Here is a 1,003-nt window from a genome sequence, read left to right on the forward strand (position 1 = left end):
TTCGCCGAACTCGGCTCGGTCGGCGCGCTGTTCGCCGAAGCCGACGGCGGCTTCGGCGGCGCGGGCTTCGACATCGCCGTGGTGTTCGAATGCCTCGGGCGCGGACTCGTCGTCGAGCCGTTCCTCGGCGCGCTGCTCGCGGGCCGTGCGCTCGCGCTCGCCGGTGGCGATGCGCATCGCGACCGGCTCGCCGCGCTGATCGACGGCAGCGCGAGCGCCGCGTTCGCGCACGACGAACCGGGCTCGCATTACGAACTGACGACGGTGCGCACGCGCGCCGAACGTTCGGGCGACGGCTGGGTGCTGACCGGCGCGAAGGGCGTCGTCGACCAGGCTGCGCAGGCGGCGTTTTTCGTCGTCAGCGCGCGCGCGTCCGGCAACGACGACGACGCGGCCGGCATCGGCCTGTTCGTCGTGCCGGCCGATGCGCCGGGCGTGTCGTTGCGCGATTACAAGAAGATCGACGGCGGCCGCGCGGCCGAAGTGCGCTTCGAGCGTGTCGCATTGCCGGCCGACGCCGCGCTCGGCGCGCCGGATGCGCTCGACGGCGAAGCGGGCGCCGAGCTGCTCGAACGCGTGCTCGGCTACGGGCTGCTCGCGCTGTCGGCGGAAGCGCTCGGCGCGATGGACGTCGCGAAGGCGCACACGCTCGACTACCTGCGCACGCGCAAGCAGTTCGGGTTGCCGATCGGCAGCTTCCAGGCGCTGCAGCACCGGATGGCCGACCTGCTGCTCGAGGTCGAGCAGGCGCGCTCGGCCGTGATCAACGCGGCCGCGCAGCTCGATGCGCCGCGCGCGGTGCGCGAGCGCGCGCTCGCGGCGGCGAAATACAGCATCGGCCGGATCGGCACGCTCGTCGCCGAGGAAAGCATCCAGCTGCACGGCGGGATCGGGATGACGTGGGAGCTGCCGCTGTCGCACTACGCGAAGCGGCTCGTGATGATCGATCACCAGCTCGGCGACGAGGATCACCATCTCGCGCGCTACATCGCGCTGTCGAAAC

The 1,003-nt window shown here is 72.1% G+C and carries 1 protein-coding gene; it reads left to right on the forward strand.

Features of this window, described 5'->3' with window-relative positions:
- Positions 1 to 1,003 (forward strand): acyl-CoA dehydrogenase (locus JMF90_RS38365; RefSeq protein WP_201326472.1); only part of this gene is annotated, 1,003 nt, incomplete at both ends.

Source organism: Burkholderia sp. E168m23, assembly GCF_016586125.1.
GTDB lineage: Bacteria > Pseudomonadota > Gammaproteobacteria > Burkholderiales > Burkholderiaceae > Burkholderia > Burkholderia orbicola.